At 43.7% G+C, this 17816-nt stretch carries 20 protein-coding genes; 10 read left to right on the forward strand and 10 right to left on the reverse strand.

Features of this window, described 5'->3' with window-relative positions; all coding sequences use genetic code 11:
- Nucleotides 1–9: 9 nt before the first annotated feature.
- Nucleotides 10–630 carry a histidine phosphatase family protein gene (locus QUA00_RS06465; RefSeq protein WP_333142391.1) on the reverse strand — a complete coding sequence of 207 codons (621 nt, stop codon included), beginning with the start codon at nt 628–630 and terminating at the stop codon, nt 10–12.
- 55 nt (nt 631–685) lie between these two features.
- Here QUA00_RS06465 and QUA00_RS06470 point away from each other — a divergent pair, with 55 nt between their 5' ends.
- Nucleotides 686–1153, forward strand: coding sequence for a hypothetical protein (locus QUA00_RS06470; protein ID WP_333142392.1), 468 nt, complete (start codon nt 686–688; stop codon nt 1151–1153).
- 148 nt (nt 1154–1301) lie between these two features.
- Here the strand turns inward: QUA00_RS06470 and QUA00_RS06475 are convergent, their stop codons facing one another.
- Nucleotides 1302–1628, reverse strand: a complete 327-nt coding sequence (locus QUA00_RS06475) for a hypothetical protein (RefSeq protein ID WP_333142393.1) — start codon at nt 1626–1628, stop codon at nt 1302–1304.
- Nucleotides 1629–2099: 471 nt separating this feature from the next.
- On the opposite strand from QUA00_RS06475, the gene QUA00_RS06480 reads away from it, so the two are divergent.
- The 4 genes from QUA00_RS06480 (at nt 2100) to QUA00_RS06495 (ending at nt 4323) form a co-directional block, all read left to right on the forward strand.
- Complete coding sequence (locus tag QUA00_RS06480; RefSeq protein WP_190740781.1) at nt 2100–2381, forward strand: hypothetical protein; 282 nt, start codon at nt 2100–2102, stop codon at nt 2379–2381.
- Nucleotides 2382–2599: 218 nt separating this feature from the next.
- Nucleotides 2600–3427: a PHP domain-containing protein gene (locus QUA00_RS06485; RefSeq protein ID WP_333142394.1), complete on the forward strand. Its 828-nt coding sequence runs from the start codon at nt 2600–2602 to the stop codon at nt 3425–3427.
- A 198-nt stretch (nt 3428–3625) separates the two neighbouring features.
- On the forward strand, nt 3626–3835 hold the full coding sequence (locus QUA00_RS06490) for a CsbD family protein (protein WP_333215835.1): 210 nt from the start codon (nt 3626–3628) through the stop codon (nt 3833–3835).
- Between the two features lie 227 nt (nt 3836–4062).
- A complete protein-coding gene (locus QUA00_RS06495; RefSeq protein ID WP_333142395.1) occupies nt 4063–4323 on the forward strand; it encodes a DUF433 domain-containing protein in 261 nt (86 codons plus the stop codon).
- A 95-nt stretch (nt 4324–4418) separates the two neighbouring features.
- On the opposite strand, the gene QUA00_RS06500 is transcribed toward QUA00_RS06495, so the two are convergent.
- Complete coding sequence (locus tag QUA00_RS06500) at nt 4419–4541, reverse strand: hypothetical protein (RefSeq protein ID WP_333142396.1); 123 nt, start codon at nt 4539–4541, stop codon at nt 4419–4421.
- 181 nt (nt 4542–4722) lie between these two features.
- Entirely contained in the window at nt 4723–6033 is a 1311-nt protein-coding gene (locus QUA00_RS06505; protein ID WP_333142397.1) for an HlyD family efflux transporter periplasmic adaptor subunit, read from the reverse strand.
- Nucleotides 6034–6377: 344 nt separating this feature from the next.
- On the opposite strand from QUA00_RS06505, the gene QUA00_RS06510 reads away from it, so the two are divergent.
- The gene (locus tag QUA00_RS06510; RefSeq protein WP_333142398.1) at nt 6378–6686 is read left to right on the forward strand and encodes a hypothetical protein; all 309 of its coding nucleotides are present in this window, start codon (nt 6378–6380) and stop codon (nt 6684–6686) included.
- A 256-nt stretch (nt 6687–6942) separates the two neighbouring features.
- Nucleotides 6943–9096: a peptidase domain-containing ABC transporter gene (locus tag QUA00_RS06515; protein ID WP_333142399.1), complete on the forward strand. Its 2154-nt coding sequence runs from the start codon at nt 6943–6945 to the stop codon at nt 9094–9096.
- A gap of 80 nt (nt 9097–9176) precedes the next feature.
- Here QUA00_RS06515 and xseB read toward each other — a convergent pair whose 3' ends face one another.
- Both xseB and xseA read right to left on the reverse strand, forming a co-directional pair.
- Nucleotides 9177–9404 carry an exodeoxyribonuclease VII small subunit gene (xseB, locus tag QUA00_RS06520; protein ID WP_333082161.1) on the reverse strand — a complete coding sequence of 76 codons (228 nt, stop codon included), beginning with the start codon at nt 9402–9404 and terminating at the stop codon, nt 9177–9179.
- A complete protein-coding gene (xseA, locus tag QUA00_RS06525) occupies nt 9401–10570 on the reverse strand; it encodes an exodeoxyribonuclease VII large subunit (protein ID WP_333142400.1) in 1170 nt (389 codons plus the stop codon). Before xseA ends, xseB begins: the two co-directional genes overlap by 4 nt.
- A 236-nt stretch (nt 10571–10806) precedes the next feature.
- Here xseA and QUA00_RS06530 point away from each other — a divergent pair, with 236 nt between their 5' ends.
- Nucleotides 10807–11592 carry a hypothetical protein gene (locus QUA00_RS06530; RefSeq protein WP_333142401.1) on the forward strand — a complete coding sequence of 262 codons (786 nt, stop codon included), beginning with the start codon at nt 10807–10809 and terminating at the stop codon, nt 11590–11592.
- Nucleotides 11593–11708: 116 nt separating this feature from the next.
- On the opposite strand, the gene gmk is transcribed toward QUA00_RS06530, so the two are convergent.
- The 4 genes from gmk to QUA00_RS06550 form a co-directional block, all read right to left on the reverse strand.
- On the reverse strand, nt 11709–12263 hold the full coding sequence (gene gmk / locus QUA00_RS06535) for a guanylate kinase (protein WP_333142402.1): 555 nt from the start codon (nt 12261–12263) through the stop codon (nt 11709–11711).
- Nucleotides 12264–12342: 79 nt separating this feature from the next.
- Entirely contained in the window at nt 12343–12609 is a 267-nt protein-coding gene (gene remA, locus QUA00_RS06540) for an extracellular matrix/biofilm regulator RemA (protein ID WP_190659785.1), read from the reverse strand.
- A 1031-nt stretch (nt 12610–13640) separates the two neighbouring features.
- Nucleotides 13641–15743, reverse strand: coding sequence for a M3 family metallopeptidase (locus QUA00_RS06545; protein WP_333142403.1), 2103 nt, complete (start codon nt 15741–15743; stop codon nt 13641–13643).
- 356 nt (nt 15744–16099) lie between these two features.
- Complete coding sequence (locus tag QUA00_RS06550; protein WP_333409133.1) at nt 16100–16936, reverse strand: hypothetical protein; 837 nt, start codon at nt 16934–16936, stop codon at nt 16100–16102.
- 144 nt (nt 16937–17080) lie between these two features.
- Between QUA00_RS06550 and QUA00_RS06555 the strand changes: the two genes are divergently transcribed.
- Nucleotides 17081–17224, forward strand: coding sequence for a hypothetical protein (locus QUA00_RS06555; protein ID WP_333409134.1), 144 nt, complete (start codon nt 17081–17083; stop codon nt 17222–17224).
- Between the two features lie 161 nt (nt 17225–17385).
- Nucleotides 17386–17520, forward strand: a complete 135-nt coding sequence (locus QUA00_RS06560) for a hypothetical protein (protein WP_333409135.1) — start codon at nt 17386–17388, stop codon at nt 17518–17520.
- Nucleotides 17521–17816 lie beyond the last annotated feature (296 nt).

Raw genomic sequence — 17816 nt, forward strand, 5'->3', positions numbered from 1 at the left:
TCTACCTCCTTAAAATCCTCGAATTCGTCCGAATATTTTAATTTTACCTTCTCGATCGCTTTTGAGAATCACAGCTTCGCCGCTTTGCGGTACAAGATCAGTAATCGCGGTAATATTTACTTGATGAGTTACCATAATAATCGCGCCTTTTGTATTGCGGTTGTCCACAATTAATTTGCGAATTGCTGCTGTTTGGCTGGCTTCTGTGCTGCTGTCCCTAAAGAACGAATTCAGTGCTGGGAACGGTTCGACTTTGCCTAAAGTTATCAATTTTGCTGTTTCCAAACATCGGCACCACTGACTCGATAAAACTCTGGCAACTTTGATGTTGCGGTTGCGAAATTCTGCTCCAATTTGCTTGGCTTGGGTTCTTCCCTGTGCTGATAAATTGCGCTGGCTGGAACAGTCGCCCAACTTAAAGTTAGCAGGATCTCCCGTACCTGGGGCGATCGCGTGTCGCATTGCTACCACCAACCCCGTCTCACCCCGCTGCAACAATTGCCACCCTGCTTGAGTTTGCGCGTTGGTTGCTGCGTCAGAACTTGCAGTTGCAATCATTAAGCCGATCGACAATACTAAAGCTAGCGAGCCGAAAAACCATTTCCAGTTAAGGTAAATCCGCGCAGCCATTGGTGCAGAAGTTAGGAATTAACTTATCATATTATAATACAACAAATATTGCTCTATGGAACTCACCAATTTTATTGCTCTGTCTGTCATTATTGCCCTGGTGCTGGGGATTGGGTTTGGAACAATGACTTGGGCTTACTTCGGCAAGGGCAGCATTTCTGTACTCTTTAAAGAACCAATTTTAACTTACCCAGAATTTCCCGATACCGACAGCGGCAGTAAAGCTTCCGTTTATTTTCAACAAGGAATTGAGGCTTATCAGTCTGGAAAGTACCGCAAAGCCAAAGATAAATTTACCAGCGCTGTAGAACAAGTTTCAACTTTGGCAGAAGCTTACCACAATCGCGCCTTGGCTTTTGCAAATTTGCGATCGGATGACGAGGCTGTTGCAGATTTGATCCGTGCCAGCGAATTATACCAACAGCAGGGGGCTGGATTTGCGATCGACACGATTAAACAAAATCTGGCCGCCTTGAAGCAGCGCAAATTAGAACGAGAAAAACAAAAGGCAGTAGCGACATAAATTATTATGTTCGGGCCGTGAAACTCAACCCACACCTAGAGTGGGGGTCTGAAAAACCCGGTTTCTTTAATGTGGTTGGGAGAAACCGGGTTTGTTAACAGAATTTTTATGATAGTTGAAAATCAAGATTTAACCTTCTCCCGCTCAACTAAATTTTTCGGGCATCTTCTATTTTGTCGATTTGAGAAATCATCATTTCTCGGCTAGGTGCCACAACTCGATAATTAGTAATGGGATCGTAAGCTTCCCACTCTTGAGTCACTTCGCTGTCTTGCCACAAAAACCATTCCCGGTAAATTTCGCCGTCATCAATGTCGCCGCACAAGGGAAGCCAATCATCTCCTCCCAAGCTCTCAAAATCTCCTCCTACTAAGTCAATCCAAGCTGCAAGGATACAAGAGTCACTAGCATTATTATTAACAGCAACGGTGTTAGAGTGAAGAGAAGTTTCGGGAAAACAAAGTGTGGATTTCATAAGCTGTACCTGAATGTTATGTTATTAATTTATAAAAAAATCCTCTACGGCAGTGACAGCAGAATGCCGCTATCTCAACCTCCACAGTTCCCACCTCGAAAAACCTTGACACCCAAAGCGCTCAAATGCCTCTGCTGTAAGACTTGAGACCGCTTTGAGTCAAGTCGCTACACAGGCTAAATTGAGCCACTTTGCCAACTGGCATACAAGAAAGCCCGATCGACCCAATATTGCTGGCGAAGGATCTCGCGCATTAAGGAGCAAAGACAGCCGGACTGCCAATTGTATACTGGGTAAGTTGGCGAGTTTCCGTACAGTTTTTGTGATAAAATTAGCAGTAACCGGACTTTCGTACCGACAGCCTGGTCTTGTCAAAAGCTTTCCAACGAGCTTTCCAATCGTGGTGCGATCGCCAGTTTTGATTTATTGTTAATTTTGCCAAGTCCCGATCGACTGTTAGGGAAAAAAATTATGCAAGCAACCAACCAAGAAGGAATTATCAATCTGACAATCCACTATACCAACGGCAAACAGCAACACTTCCAGTTCATTGCGCCAGAGGGAACAGTAGGAGAGCAAGCAACTTTAGGCACTCGCCTGCACAAAATGTTGACAGCAGACCCGGTAATTCTCGAATTGGCAGATAAACTGGTAGTTATCCCAGTTCACAACATACAAAGTATTGAAATATCGCCGGTTCCTCCCAAATTGCCAGAGGGTGTCCTTTACCCAATGCGAGAAATCAAGAAATAGCTAAGGTATTCTGAATCTAAATTCTACTGAAAAGGCGGGCAAGATGCCCAGCCCACGCCAGCTTTTAATAAACAGAAATGTCCCAATTAAAGGCGCGACAACTTATTACAGCTAATAGATTGAAATAACCCAAAAACTTGTCGATCGCAGGGATGATATATGTGGCGTGAGTGAGGGAAATAATTGCAGATTTCACAGACTTTAACTTACCAAAAAAAATGCTAGAACTCCACTGTCACACTACTTATTCCGACGGCACTCTCACCCCTGCCGAACTCGTAGCCGCGGCCGCTTCATCGGGGGTTCGCGCCTTGGCCGTCACGGATCACGATACGATGTCGGGTTGGGATGAAGCCTTCGCTGCCGCTGCTTTGCACGGTATCGAAATAGTCCCCGGACTCGAACTCAGCACGGTTCACAACGGCCGATCGCTGCACATTTTAGGTTTTTATCCCGATGCAAATAAGTTGCGAGTTCCTTTGAACGATCGCCTCGAAGGGAGGTTTCGCCGATCGCAGGAAATGGTCGAAAAATTAGCAGCAATGGGATACGCGATCGAACTGCCAAAAACATCCCCAGGAATGGCACCGGGAAGGCCTCACATTGCCTCTGCACTTGTAAAAGCCGGTCACGCGAAATCATCGCGGGAAGCATTCGATCGCTGGCTGGGAGATGACGGCCCGGCTTATGTGCATTACGAGAAATTCTCGATCGTCGAAGGCATTGATTTACTGAAAAGTTGTGGCGCAGTACCAGTTTGGGCTCACCCTTATTTATTTCGCGGCGGCGCTGTTGAGGAAGTCTTAAAAGAATTAGTAGATGCTGGTTTAATGGGAGTTGAAGTATACCATCCCAGCCACAGTTCCAGCCAAATCCAAAAGTTGAAAGATTTGTGCGTTCATTACGGTTTGCTGGCAACTGGTGGCAGCGATTATCACGGCCCCGATCCGGAAAGGAAAGCAGCAGATAGCACCCAATTGAATATGTTGCATTTGCCGTTAGAATTGCTGGAACCAATTAAAGTTGCTGCGGCGAGTTTGAAATAGTTTTTTAAGACGAATTTTGCGGATGTATACAGTTGTCACAAAAAAATCCTTGGTTTTTTGAGTGAGGAGTTTGCCGAAAGTAAATCATCAGAAGAAGACCGAGGTCAAGCAGAATATAAATTAATATGAAGTTAAAGGCAATTGCAGCCGAGTTAATTTTACAATGTTACTATAGCAACTTGCCAAACGGAGCTTATTATGAGTGCAGAAGACAGAGCTAAGGCGATCGGCAAAAATTTAGAAGGCAAAGCTCAGGAAATTTTCGGTAGTATCACGGGCAACAGAAAAGACCAGGTTGAAGGCAAAGCCAAACAAGCCGAAGCTGCCGCCCGCCACGCAGCAGAAGATGCTAAAAATGCGGTGAAAAATCTGGCAGATCAAGCCAAAAGGTCGATCGACAAATTGTAGAAACCGCGCTATACCAAATCCTGGCTAATAGAATTCGCTTCATATCAAATCCTTTGCTATCAATAGGGTTTGATATGATTTATTTTTTGAATGTGCATAAACTGGGTGACTCCTGCGATATCCCTTCACAAGCGCAATGGAGAAGTCCCTATTGTAAACCCGCCCCACCCAACTCAACCCTAAAATTCATTACAATGAATCAATGGAAAATATCTAATTGAAAAGACATGACTCAAAATAATTTACTGTCTCGCATCTCAATCGACTCGAATATCTGCTTTGGCAAACCCTGTATTCGCGGCCATCGCATCTGGGTTTCTCTGATTCTTGACTTTCTCGCTAGTGGAATGACTTTTGAAGAATTGCTTGAGGAATATCCGGGAATTGAACGAGAAGACATTTTGGCTTGTATTGCTTATGGGGCTGAGTTGGCAAGAGATTGTTATGTGGAAATTTCTGTGGGTGAAAAAAAGGTAGTTTTAAAGTGAAGTTAAAACTTGATGAAAATTTGGGCAGCATCCGGGTTGTTTCGAGAGCTATGAAACAGGGAATTAATTCCCTGTCTGACTTGGGGCAAAACGCCCTATTTCATCCACATTAATCCGAGTTTATTTCCGGTTAAAAATCTGGTTCCGCAGCCAAAAGCTCGATCGACAAATCCATCTGTTCCTTTGGGTTTGATATGATTTATTTTTTGAATTTGCATAAACTGGCTAACTCCTGCGACATCTCTTATAGATAGGGTTTAGGTGCAGAAGACAAAAATCAGCTTGGTTGGGTATTTGCTTCAATGGGGCAGTGGTAGCAGGCTTTTAAGGTTGATTGCTTTGTATCCTCAATGGAAAATTTTCCCTTCGTCTGGTCTAGTGTTTAGCTTGCTAAGTTGCTTACAAATCAGTTAATAACCGTGCTTTACGTAAAATAAATTTCAAAACAGTTTCATTTTTAGCGACAATATCTGCTTGTATTTCCATCCCAGATTGTAAAACATTTTTCCGATCATCTTTTAAATATAATTGCTCCGGTTTAATCGTTACTTCATAATAAGGAATAATAGGATTATTTCCTGTATTTTGTGGGCTAAGAGAATCAGGAGAAATCGCAGTTACTGTTCCTTTTAATATTCCATAATCTGGGTAAGGATAAGCGCTCACCCGCATTTGTGATTTTTGTCCAATTTTGACTTTACCAATATCCTGAGTAGAAACCCTAGCTTTAATCACCAAAGGAGTATTGCTAGGAGAAATTTGAGCAATCTCTTCCCCTGTACGGACTGTTTGATTAGGGTTACGTAAGTTTAATTTTAGAATAATCCCTGATATGGGTGCAGAAACAACAGTTTTACGGAGGTCGCGTTGCACTTGTAATAATTCTTGACGCTCGCTCCCTAATTGCTTCTCAAGTTCACTTTTACGCTGTAATAAACTATTTTGTTCCTGCTTTAAACGCGCGAAACTGCCTTGTCCTGTGGCTTTTTCCTGAGCAATTTTTTCTTGGGCCATTGTCACCGCTCCATTACTAGGATTAAGACTGGCTAAGGCTGCTTGTAAACGTGCTTTAGCAGAGTCTACAGATTTAAACTGACGCAGTACAGTTTGTTTTTGACTTTGCAATAATGCGACACGCTCTGCTACTGTTTCTTGTTGTTGTTCGACCGCTAATTGAGCTTCTTCTAACTGGTTTTGGCTTAATACATCTAAGCCAAAACTTTGATAGCGATCTCGTTTTTCCTGTGCATTTTTTAAAGCTGACTTACTAGCACGTAAAGAGGCTTCTGAAGCGTTAATATCGCTTTGAGCTTTTTGCAATTCTTGCTCAGCAACTTGCAAGTTAGCTGTGGCTTCATTTACTTGAGCTTGTACAGTTAAACGTCGTTCATTATATTCTTGTTGAAGGCGAAAATAATCCGCTTGAGCAGAAGCTATGGTTCGCTTCATTCTTTCTGTTTCTGCATCCAGTTGCAGGTTTAAATTTTTTAATTGTTCTGAAATCTGTTGTAATTGTTGCAAATTTTGTTCTACACCCCCCTGAAGTTGGGATTGACGAGTGCTAAACCGAGAAGCATCTAAAGTGACTAAAGGTTGTCCTTGAGTTACAGTTTGATTTTCTTTCACATCAATCCCGATCACAGTCCCCTCGGTGGGTGCTTGTACCAGTTTCACCTCCCCAGTGGGGCGCACCATTGCTGGGGCTTTCACGGTGACGGGTAAGGGGGTAAACGCGGCTACGGTAAAGGCGATCGCCACTGTACCCACTAAAAATATGCCCCCAAAAATTGTCCAGCCACTAACGGGGGGCAAAAAATCATCCTGCCCAGAAACGGGGAGAAAATCGGGGTTGGGGTTTCTCAGTAACATTGCGGAATTTCCTACGATTCAATATGGGTAAAGCTTTCAGGATAAAAATTCACGAAAAACTCACAAAACTCTGCCGAATTATAAATCTTTTGTAAAGGTGCGTTGAGTCTATTGATAATTTTTTTTTATCATTTACATTGTATCACATTAGCCAAACTAAATCATTAATCAAGTAGGAGACATCAATGAAAGACATTCATAACAATCCTTTGTTTACTGACATCACCGCTGAGGAAGAAGTATCTGTACAGGGGGGTAATCCGGCTCTTATCCGTGCAGCAATTAAATGGGGTCCCACAGCAGTCAGGGCTGCAATAAATGCTGCCCGGTGGTGGTTGAACCAACGCGGTAATGGGGTTATTTTTTGGGATAACAAAAACACCTATGGTGATGGAATACGAGCAGGTGTGGGCATCGCAAACGATAGGGATGTACCTGGTAGCGCCAGATTCGGTATTAAGAACAATGGAAGATGGGAAACTTTCAATGTTTGAAATCTTACTGCCGACAATAATGATTACAACAAATGTAATGCTCCCTATCGAGATAGTAAAGGCCGGCTAATCGCCAGTTAATATAATTTACTCATCTAATGGGAATGAGAAAATAACAGTAGTAAGGTAGTCAATATTTACTTTACTACTGTTTAATCTTTACTGACGTGCCCTAGATAGAAACACGCCGTAATATCCTTTAACTAACCTAAAAATTAAATAATATTAATATTTTAGAAATCAGAGCATCTATCTAATGAAATACCCCAGCATCTTACAACAAAATGAAGAAGATTGCGGTGCAGCCTGTTTAGCAACAATTGTCAAGTATTATAATAAAAGTTTTAGTATAAATCGCATTAGAGAAGCCATTGGAACAGGACAATTAGGCACAACCTTAACCGGATTAAGACGAGGTGCAGAAAATCTGGGATTTGATGCTGTTTCTAAACGAGCAAACCCCGACATCTTGAACAAAATGAAAGATGCTCCTTTACCAGCAATAATCCACTGGAAAGGCTATCATTATGTTGTTTTATATGGTAAAAAATGGACAAAATATGTCATTGCTGACCCGGCTGTGGGAATTCGTTATATTACCCGTCAAGAATTAGCCCAAAACTGGACAGGATTAACCACTCTTTTATTACAACCAGATCCTATTCGCTTTGCCCAACAACCTGAAGATAAAATTCAGGGAATTAGCCGCTTCTTCCAGCGCGTTACACCTTATAAATTTATCCTATTTGAATCCTTTATAATTAATATTTGCGTCGGACTTTTATCTTTAACTTCACCATTTTTAATTCAAATATTAACCGATGACGTACTGATTCGAGGTGAGACACAAATTTTAAGAGGATTGGCAATAGCCATTATCATAATGAACTTAGTCAGTAGTGGCTTAGGAGTAGTACAAGCCAATTTGATCACCCAATTTACCCAACGTTTAGAACTGGGATTCGTCAAAGAATTTGGACGTAAAATACTGCGTTTACCCCTCCAATATTACGAATCTCACCGCAGCGGCGAAGTCATCAGTCGTTTAGGAGACATTCAACAAATTAACCAATTAGTCGCCCAAATTGTAATTAGTTTACCGAGTCAGTTTTTTATTGCCGTTATTTCTTTTGCACTCATGCTATTTTATAGCTGGAAACTCAGCTTATTTATCGTAATACTAACTCTTTTAAATGCTGTATCCCCCCTAATATTTCTCGTTCCATTACGGCGTAAAATTAGAGAGATCATGGTTTTAGATGCCGAAAATCAAGGGGTATTAGTAGAAACCTTTAAAGGTGCTCTTACCTTAAAAACAACCACTGCCGAACCGCAATTTTGGGAAGACTTACAAACTCGATTCGGACGACTCGCCAATATGGGTTTTAGAACAGCCCAAATTGGGATTACTAATAGCACATTTTCCGGTATTATTTCTAATATTGGTGGAGTTGGCTTACTCTGGCTAGGTAGTACCCTTGTGATCGATAAAGAATTAACCATTGGACAACTATTAGCCTTTAATAGTATGAATGGTAATTTTTCGGGTTTTATTGGTACAATAATTGGCTTGATTGATGAATTTGTCAAAGTAAAAACCGCAATTGAACGACTAACATCAGTAATTGATTATCGTTCAGAAGTACAAGACGATCAAAAAAAGGAATGGGTAGGTTTCCAACCTCATGATAATATATATTGCGAGGATCTACAGTTTCATCATGCTGGAAGACTAGATTTATTAAATAATTTTGATGTAATGATAGAAGGGGGAAAAGTAACAGCCATTCTTGGTCAATCTGGTTGCGGTAAAAGTACCCTAGTAAAACTAATTACCGGATTATACGAACAACAGGGAGGAACAATCAAAGTTGGAGCTTATAACTTACAAAACTTAGCCATAGAATGTGTTAGAAAACAGATAATCTTAGTTCCTCAAGATGCCCATTTTTGGAGTCGGAGTATCATTGAAAACTTTCGCTTAGGTTCACCCCATGTCACCTTTGAAGAAATTGTTAAAGCTTGTCAAATTGCCGAAGCAGATCAATTTATCAATCGGCTTCCTGAGAAATATTTAACCGTATTAGGAGAATTTGGAACCAACTTATCAGGAGGTCAACGTCAAAGATTAGCAATTGCCAGAGCAATTGTCAACGATCCACCTGTGCTAATTTTAGATGAATCTACCGCCGGATTAGACCCTATTAGTGAACAAAAACTACTAGATAAATTATTAGAATATCGTCAAGAAAAAACAACAATTCTCATTAGTCATCGTCCCACCGTAAATCGGAGAGCCCATCATATTATTTATATGCAAGAAGGTCAATTAAAATTACAAGGAAGCTTAGAGGATGTACTACAAATTGAGGGTGAACATTTAAAATTTTTAACTTCGTCCTTCTCTTAATCTATAACTTTGAGACAAAAAATGGCTATATACCTTGCTAGAGCCTGCGCTTATCCACATTACTCCGAGTTTATCTCCGGTTAAAAATCGGGTTCCGCAGCCAAAAGCTCGATCGACAAATCCATCTGTTCCTTCCCCCGCGCCAAAAAGCTTTCGCACTCCTGCCAACACTCCACAGCCACCCCAAACTGCTCGAAAACCTCCTCTAGAGGCAACTCTCCCGATTCCACCCGATCGATAATCGCTTCAATTCGATCGACCGTTTCCTCATAATTCCAGTCTGACTGGCGCAACTGCGAATCAATCATAACTTTTCTTCCGCATCCAATACTTCTACAATCTTAACTTTCAGCACGCCCCGACTCAACCTCACAGTCAATTCCTCTCCCAATTCCAAACCGTCAGTTGTGCGGACGATAGTACCGTCACTTTGGATTACCGCCGCATAACCCCTTTGCAATACCGCCGCTGGGTTCAGTGCGGATAACTTTTCTTGCAATACCTCCAGTTTACCAGTTGCTTGCCGCAAAGTTCGGGATGTCGCAGGCAAGCGTTTTAATCGATTTTGTAATAGTTGTAAATGCTCTTCTTCTGCCTGAAATCTGGCCCGCACAGCGTTTGCTAAATTGACCATTCGCTGCTTGTGTTCAAAGTAAATATCTGCTAAAATTGGTACAGCTTGAGCGGCCGCCGCAGTGGGAGTGTGGGCTCGTTTATCTGCTACTAAATCCGCGAGAGATTCGTCTCTTTCGTGTCCGATACCTGTAATAATTGGAATCGCACAATTGGCGATCGCCCTGACAACTCTCTCATCATTAAAACAAGCCAAATCTTCCGCCGAACCGCCGCCCCGCCCTAAAATGATCACATCAGCCCTACCGTCCAATTCTACACGGGCGATCGCCCTAGCAATCGCAGCAGCAGCCAATTCTCCCTGCACTCCTGTCGGCGACAGCAACACCCGCAAACCCGGATATCTTTGGGCTAGAGTCCGCTGAATGTCTCCCCAAGCAGCGCCAGTATCGGATGTCACCACGGCCACAATTTGCGGGTGTGCCGGAATCGGGCGCTTTCTGGCGGGATCGAAGAAACCCTCAGCATCCAAGCGCGATCGCAATTGCTGCAACCGCAAAGCCTGCAATCCTGCCCCAGCCGGTAGCGATTGCACAACAGTCAACTGGTACTCGCCGCGATTTTTGTAAACCCGGATGCTTCCCAAAACCAGCAACTGTTCCCCTTTTTCCGGGATTTGCACCAATTTTTGCCGCTGAGAATTCCACACCACGCAGCGAATAGCAGCGCTTTTGTCGGTGTCGCACAGAGTGAAAAAGCAGCCGCTAGGGTGGTGCGAAACGTTAGACACCTCGCCTGTCAGCCAAATTGATTGCAGGTTGCGATCGCCCTCCAACAAGTCTTGCAGGTATGATGTTAGTCCGGCAACAGATAAAGCTGTATCGGGAAGAATTGAAGTCATCCAATTTTAGATTTTAGATTTTAGATTTTAGATTTAGGCTACTATCAATGCTGCGGACAGTGGGTGATTGCCAAGCGTAAAATAAGGGTTTCAGGGCGATTGCAGAATCGACTTCCTAACGAAAAATCAAGGGTTTCCGACTAGGATCTCAAAATAGTCCGGACTATTGTAGTATATCTAAGGTAATTTATTTGTAGGCTGAGCCGGCGATCGTAAATTTAACTGCAAACAAACTAATGATATCAGATACAATGACTTCGATGAATGTGCTGCGCCAAGAGGCTGCGGCGATCGGCATTACTGAGGAAGAAGCCAGAAAATATGGCGACCTCCGACATAAAAGAACTTGGTCTTTGGCGATCGAACATCACCTCTCAATGCAAGATTTTGCCGATCGCATAGAACAATCCTTCACAACTTCCGAACCCGATTCCTCCAGCGCACTCAACCACTCTCAGACTGAAGAGTCGAAGGACTATCGTATTCAGCTAACTGCGAATCTAGGCGAATCTAGAGTAACCAGGGAGAATCAAACAGCCTCTGTTGCTTCGCCACAACAGCAAGCAGTAGCAATCGGGCGATCGCACGGTAATTCCGACCACCGCAGCAACCACAACCGAGGTTTTAAACAAGTAGTTCAAAATCATATTAAAGCATTAACAATTGCATCCGCGTCCCGCACAAATCTGCCCCATTCACAACTGGGCAATTGGGTTTGTCCTGAGTGTGGGTCGGAGGGCGAATTGGGTTGTTACCTTTGCGCCGGAGAAGGCACGGTAGGGGACATTTCAGCTATTGGCTGGACGCTAGCTTATATGGAAATGTTGGGCTGTTCTGCTCGCGAAATTGAACCGTTGAGAAAAATTTCGCCTTCATCGAATATTCTGGAATTGAATTTAAAAGTTTGTGTTGCTATCAAACAAAGTAGCGAAGCTTTAGCCAGGACGGAGAAATGGGTAAGATTGAAGGAACAAGGAATGCACGACACTGATTTTGACACGGATACACGGATTAATTCTTAATGGTGATTCAGAAGTGAGAAGAAAAAACAACTATCAGTGTATCCGTGACTTCCGTGTCGTGCTGTTGGGCATTAGTATCAATAAAACTTCAAAATTCACTCATCCCCACCTAAAAATTACTCCAAATTAAGTATTGATTCTAGCTTTTTCAAAGCAACTTCCAAGTCGTCATTAACAACTTGGAAATCGAATTCCCCCGCAGCTTCAATTTCCTCTTTAGCCCGCACCAACCGACGGGCGATCGCACTTTCGGAATCTTGACCCCGACTCCGCAAGCGCCGTTCCAATTCTTCCCAAGAAGGAGGTAAAATAAAAATTCGCAGCGCCTCTGGAAAATTATTCCTAATTTGCCTAGCCCCTTCCAACTCTATTTCGAGGATTACCCATTTTCCCTCACCAATTCCTTGCTTGAGACCAAAATAAGGAGTACCGTAAAAATTACCGGCAAACTCAGCCCATTCCGCCAACTCTCCAGCCTCAACCATTGTTTCAAACCGACTGCGGTTGACAAAATAGTAGTGCTGTCCCTCAATTTCTCCCTCACGGGGCTCACGAGTTGTCACCGATACCGAAAGATACAATTCGGAATGGCGATTGAGGAGCGATCGTACTAAGGTGCCTTTCCCCACACCGCTAGGCCCCGTCAGAACAATTAATTTACCAGCTTTCATTTTTAGAATAGATAACCTGTAACAATTTAAGTTTCCGCTTACTTTAGACTGTAAGCGCTCAAATTGCAACTGAAAAACCTCAATCATCCCGACTTTGACCATCTTTGCTGATCACAAAACGATTAGCAACCGTTTCCGGCTGAATCGCCGAGAGGATGACGTGACTCGAATCTGTAATAATTACCGCTCTCGTGCGGCGGCCGTAAGTTGCGTCAACCAGTTGTCCCCGCTCCCGCGCATCAGTAATAATCCGCTTAATTGGCGCTGACTCGGGACTGACAATGGCAATCACTCGGTTAGCAGACACAATGTTACCGAAACCGATATTAATTAATTGAATATCCATGAAAATCTTAATTTATGGGTGAACGACTAACTATCACTCCTTACTTTTTATCATATATACAAAGATTTTTTATTACAATCCTCAAATTAATCTCAACTAATTTTTTTAATTGAGATTAATTTTTTACCCTTTTGACGCCGAGTACCCCGTTCTTTATCGAAAATTCAAAAAACACTCGCTGTTGCCACTCTATCTTAAAGATTCGGTAAAAGCGTCGATTTTTAGTTGCAAATAAAAGCATTAGCTGTATCGAGAAAACAGCCCGGAAATGTTGCGAAATATAAATTTAATTTCAGGGAGAGGGAAAGTTAAGTATAATCACTGATCGATGACAGCAAATATTCGCAAATGCTGGTTGGATCGGCCTTCAACTTAAACTAAAAGCCGCTGGCGATCCTCTTCGTTGGCGTAGCCCCCGTAGGGGCGGGCTTCGCTAACGCACTTTCTGCCCGATTTTCCACAAAAATATTGGGAATGATGTGCCAAACTACAGATGTTTCTTGGATCGTGTTATACAATAAAATGGGTCGGAAGTGAAAATTTGAGTCCTATTAATACCAATAAAAAAAGTGTTGCTAGAATTCTCAATTTTATAACTATTATGAAATTTTGTCGAGTCCCGCGCCGGACACGGCATTGCCGTTTCCCTACAGGTGGTAACACGATTATATGTAGCAATAGTTTGTGGGATTAGTATAAAAATCTGAGCGCTTTAGTCCTCACTAGAAACATTTTTTATTCAGCAAAAGTTACGCCAAAAGTGGTTTTACGTGTGAATTATAGCGGTAAGGTGGGCCCCTAATATCATGTCCGGTCGAGTAGCCGAAATCAGGTAGGGGCGGGTTCACCAACAATATCTGCCAATAATTGACAATCTCAAAAACCCGCCCGGCCGGGATATTATGGTCAATCGATCGGACTAGATATAAACACCCTAAACATAAAGGATATGCCTAAATCTTGTTTAACAAAAAACAGGGATTAATGCAGATAAATTCACCCGCATTAATCCCCAGTAATTCCACACTTAATTAAGCTGCAACTAAACCGCTGTGTCTCAACAAAGCTTTAGTGATCGGTTCGCGTCCCCGGAAAGTTTTAAACACTTCCATCGGGTGCAAACTGCCGCCCAATCCTAATACTGTATCTCGGAAGCGCTTACCTGTAGAGGCGATCGCGCTTTCATCTTCCAAACCCGCTTCTTCAAACGCCGCAAAAGCATCAGCGCTTAGCACTTCCGCCCATTTGTAACTGTAATATCCCGCCGCATAGCCACCCGCAAAAATGTGTCCGAAAGCGCACAAAAATGCGTCTTCTTCCAGAGGAGGCAAAACAGTCGTAGTTTTAGCGATGCGGTTGCGGACATCGGCTACAGTTTCGCTGCCGCCCGATCGATACCGGTGGTGCAATTCGATGTCAACCCTGCTAAAATGTACTTGCCTGAGCATAACGCTGCCGCTCATGTAGTGGCGCGCTGCTAGCAGTTTTTGGTAGTAGTGTTCCGGCAAAGTTTCCCCGGTTTCGTAATGCTTTGCCATCCCGAACAAAGTCGCGCGATCGTAACACCAATTTTCCATAAATTGACTGGGCAATTCCACTGCATCCCACTCAACATTATTGATGCCCGAAGCCCCCGGATAGTCTACCGTTGTCAGCATATGCTGCAAACCGTGACCGAATTCGTGAAACAAAGTTTCGACTTCCAAAAAAGTCATTAAACTCGGTTTGCCGTCAACCGGAGGACTTTGGTTGCACACCAAATAAGCCACCGGCAACCGCGTAGTTGTTTTTCCCGCTTCCACAAATTTAGCGCGCACCACGCACTCGCCCATCCAAGCACCGCCGCGCTTTTCCTCGGGGCGGCTGTAGGGGTCTAAATAGAAATTGGCGATCGTATTTCCTGCTTCATCATCTATTTGGAAATAGCGCACATCTTTGTGCCACACAGGAGTTTGACCGTCCGCCGCCGTTACTGTCACGCCGAACAGCCGCTTTACTAATCCAAATAACCCCTCTAATACCTGTGGCAAAGCAAAATAAGGCCGCAATTCTTCGGCACTAAAAGCAAACTTTTCTTCCCTGCGCCGTTCCGACCAAAAACCTACATCCCAGTGCTTCAAATCCCCAGCTTCCGCCGCGCCTTTTTCGGCAGCAAAAGCTTTCAATTCTTCCAAATCTTTGATAGCAGCATCATAACTAGCCTGACGCAATTCTTCTAACAAAGCTTCCACTGCTGTAACGTCGGGAGCCATTTTGCTCGCCAAGCTCAATTCGGCATAACTACTAAACCCCAGCAAAGCAGCTTTTTCCTGGCGCAAAGCTAAAATGCGATCGGTCAACGGCCAGTTATTCAATTCTCCGCTACTTGCTCTGCCGATAAAAGCTTTGTACAACTTTTCGCGCAAGTCGCGGCGGGTGCCGTGCTGCATGAAAGGGCCGTAACTCGGAAAGTCTAAAGTAATCCGCCAAGGGCCATTTTCGGCATCTGCATTTTCTTCGCCGGCGCTGCGAGCGGCTTGAGCTGCTAAACTCAACAAACTCGGCGGCAAACCGTCAATTTCGTCTTTGTTTGTGAGGGTGATGCTGAATGCTTTGGTAGCGTCGAGGACGTGATTGGAAAATTGGGTTGTAATTTCGGCCAATTCTAATTGAATGGCATTAAAACGCTCTTTTTGCTCGCCTTCTAAACCGACGCCGGAGAGTTGGGCGTCTCGGAGAGCGGCTTCAACAATTCGCTTTTGAGCTGACTCTAAGCTGTCCCAATTTTCGCTAGCCCGCAGCGCTTTAAAAGCTTCATAAAGCGGTTTGCTTTGACTGAGCTTGCTCCAAAATTTTACTACTTCTGGCTGCACTGTTTCGTGAGCCGATCGCAGTTCCGGGCTATTTTTCACCCCCATCAAATGTCCGACAATGCTCCAGCTCCAATTTAAACGCTCTCCGAGTCGCTGCAATGGTTCTACTAAGCCGCTCCAAGTCGGTTCTACAGACGATTCTAAGTCAGCTAGCGAGGCTTCTAGTTCGGTCAGCAGTTGGGTGATGGCGGGGACTACGTGTTGTGGTTCGATCGCGTCAAATGGGGGCAATCCTTGACCGATTAGTAACGGGTTATCAGCAATAGTTACGGTTGCAGTCATTTAATTTTCTTGTAACAGGTTGAAGACAGTTGAACTAGACAGATTAGCTTTTAATCTTTTAACACAGTTGTCGAAAAAGTAGGACTCGATCGGGCGAGAGTCGGAGAGTCGGAGAATGTCGAGCGTGTCCGATGGAAAAAGTATTCCTTCTGACTGATGACTAATGACTAATGACTAATGACTGTTGACTGTTGACTGTTGACTGTTGACTGTTGACTAATGACTGTTGACTAATGACTGTTGACTAATGACTGTTGACTAATGACTGTTGACTGCTGACTGTTGACTGTTGACTGTTGACTAATGACTAATGACTCCTGACTAATGACTACTGACTAATGACTGCTGACTAATGACTACTGACGGTTCTCTGGTGTGTGCTGCAACTCCTTGACAACTGAGATTAAGCGCTTGAGATGAGGTTTGACAACTTCTTGCTGCTCGTGTTCCAAACGGTGGATTTGAGCTTGGACGATCGACAAATCCGCACTCGATTGGTGTGCTGGAGCTTGCAGTTGGCTTTGCAAATTGGCCATGACTTTTTGGATTTCCAAAAATCTAGTATTTACTACTTCCCAGTCATCTCGGCTGATAGAAGTTTCTGCCAAGCCTTGCGTCGCACTTTGCAGTTGCTCTATAGCCTGTTCCACAGCTTGGAGATTCGCCCGTTGGCCAACCGATAAATCTTGCAGTTGTTCGCTCACCTGCTGGCGGACATCGAGCACAGCAGACGCCACGATTTCTTGCAAAGAAGCTACTGACTCTCCTAAACTCAGTAACTGCCGCTGAATATCGATCGACTCCTCAAAAGCCTCATGCCTAGGCAGTGCAGCCATTTGCTGGCGCAGCGCTGCAATATCTGCAGACAACTGCTTGCGTAATTTAACAATTACCGTCACCGCCGTTTTTTCGACTTTATTGACAGACTTTTGGACTTGGGCCATTTCCGAATTTTGATGCACCCGCACTTGCTGCTCGAACCGATACCGGTTAGCAACATTCAGCGACAAAGCCAAAGTTAGGGGAGCCACCCCGTAAAAAGCTTGACCCGACACTGCCACCGCCAGGGAACCCACACCAGAGGCCGCCAGAGAGGCGTACTCTGCCAGCTCCAGCCAGTGCCTTTGAGGAAAACTTGGTCTCAAGTGGTTTGCAACAGAGGGTTTTGGCTTCCGCACGGCTCTTTGGGTCATAGTATTTGCTCGTTGTGGGTAAGGTTGCGAGACTGGGTGGAGCATCGATTTCTATCCTTTTTTCAGTTATATGTTTTAGATTATTTCTTGGCACTCTTCTATTTTTACCTTTGTGAGTAAGTTAAGGATGACTGACATATTATTATGTATTTGGGAGCCTGTGGCGATCGCGCCCAATTCCGGCTGTTAAAAGGTTCGCCCCCACGCGCCCTCTATTTTACAGGAGTTAGCGTCATCGGGTTCGGGCGATCGACTTCGGGCTGCCCAGGCTCACCGAAAAATGCCTAAGACTATTTTAGATTTTAGATTTTAGATTAAAAGTTAAAAAATGCGACCTACTGAGGGCGATCGTCGTTTGGAGCTTGTCGGGAGTTGCCTTTTTGTTCGCCCATTGGTATAATCTACTCTTTCTCAATTGCCCCTCTCAAATTTACTGCCAAAATTGACCAATGAACTCAGAAAAACCCGGAATTGGCGATCGGCTAAAGTCTATTTTCAGTATAGCCATCTTTATCATTCTCGTACTAGGAGTAGGCTTTTTAAGCGTTAATTTTATTTCAGCTATTTATGCAAAACTTTCTTAAAATTAGGACTTAGCACGGGTATCCAGAAACCGGGTTTTTTGCAAGAATATTTCGTCGCAGCCACAGATGAGCGTAAAAAACCCCGGTTTCTTTAATCGCAGCAACGGGGTAAAAAACCCGGTTTCTTTAGTCCGAGTGAGTCCCAGACTGTTTGAGATTCCCAACTTCTTCAAGAAGTCTCAAATCTTAAGCACGAGATATTTTGTTTGGATTGCATTCTCCTTCTTCCTTCTTCCTTCTTCCTTCTTCCTTCTTCCTTCTTCCTTCTTCCTTCTTCCTTCTTCCTTCTTCCTTCT

Source organism: Microcoleus sp. T2B6, from assembly GCF_036700475.1.
Lineage (GTDB): Bacteria > Cyanobacteriota > Cyanobacteriia > Cyanobacteriales > Microcoleaceae > Microcoleus.